The sequence below is a fragment of the Halorubrum tibetense genome (genome assembly GCF_042661865.1).
In the GTDB taxonomy this organism is placed as follows: Archaea; Halobacteriota; Halobacteria; order Halobacteriales; family Haloferacaceae; genus Halorubrum; species Halorubrum tibetense.
Genome location: NZ_JBHSWW010000456.1, coordinates 1 through 1261, shown reverse-complemented (window position 1 = coordinate 1261; position 1261 = coordinate 1). Strand labels below are relative to the sequence as shown.

Sequence of the window (1261 nt, the reverse complement as noted above, 5' to 3'; positions counted from 1 at the left end):
TCGACGTGGTCGACGGCGGGGACGCCCTCGGTCGCGAGCCAGTCGGCGACGTCGTCGGTCAGTTCGCGGGCGACGGCGGCGCGCGGCTGCACCGAATCGGACTCGAATCGCTCCGCTCGGACGCCGTAGTTCCCGATCAACGGGTACGAGAACGTGAGGATCTGTTCGGCGTAGGAGGGGTCAGTGAGCGACTCCTCGTAGCCGGTGTACGCGGTCGTGAACACCAGTTCACCACGTGTACGCCCCGGGGCACGGGAACGCGCTTCGAGCACGCGACCGTCGGCCAGAGCGATGTAGGCGTCCGACATTACGAGATACGTATAGATGAACCGTAATAAGTGCGTCGTTCGTAGCATCGTTACGAAATTCGTAGCGAGCAGGTTGGCGGGGGGTCACCGCAGGTTGAATAGGGCAGCGACGGTGAGGGCGGTATGACCGATGCCGACGACGCCCGAACGATCGATGGCGTCCGAACCGACACCGTGAGCGCCCGCACTGACGGTGGCGACGCCCGTGACCTCCCCGCCACTCGACGCGGTCTGATCGCCGCGATCGTCGGCGGGACCGCGAGCCTCGGGCTGATCGAGCCCGTGGCCGGCTACCTCCGGGCGTTCTCGCCGCTCTCCGGGTCCGCGTGGCGAACCGACGCCGGACGGCGGACGGTGTCGAGCCCGTACGGTGAGGCGACCGTTCGCGTCGATGGCGACGGTGTCCCCCACGTCACAGCCGATGAGGAGGCCGCGGCGATGTTCGCAGTCGGCTACGCGCAGGCGAACGACCGGCTGTTCCAGCTCGACCTCCAGCGACGCGTGATGCGCGGCCAGCTGTCCGCCGTCGTCGGCGAGGCCACGCTCGAGTCTGATGCGTTCAATCGGCGAATGGGGTTCGTCCGCGCCGCCGAGGCGACGTGGGAACGGGTCCGTGACACCGACGCCGGCGCGGCGGTGGCGGCCTACGCGGACGGCGTTTCCGCGCGGATCGACGACGGCCCACTCCCCCCTGAGTTCGGACTCCTCGGCTACGATCCGTCGCCGTGGACGCCCGTCGACACCATGCTGATGGAGAAACAGATCGCATGGACGCTCACCGGCAGCTTCCGGAGCCTCCGACGGGCGCTGCTCCGCGAACGGCTCGGCGAGGAAACGGCGACGCGGCTGTTCCCCCGGCGGTACGACCACGAGTCGCCGATACTGCGGAGCGCGGCGAACGACGCCGAACCGACGCACACGGCGTCGCGTGCGACTGTCCCTGCGCCCGCGAA

General features: G+C 69.0%; 2 protein-coding genes. One reads left to right on the top strand and one right to left on the bottom strand.

Annotation, left to right across the window (positions count from 1 at the left end):
* Window positions 1–308: carbamoyl-phosphate synthase domain-containing protein (locus ACFQEU_RS16125; RefSeq protein WP_379783815.1), on the bottom strand; the 308-nt coding region annotated here is incomplete at its 3' end.
* 123 nt (window positions 309–431) lie between these two features.
* Here ACFQEU_RS16125 and ACFQEU_RS16120 point away from each other — a divergent pair.
* Window positions 432–1261, top strand: an 830-nt coding sequence (locus ACFQEU_RS16120) for a penicillin acylase family protein (RefSeq protein ID WP_379783813.1), incomplete at its 3' end; no start/stop codon positions are given.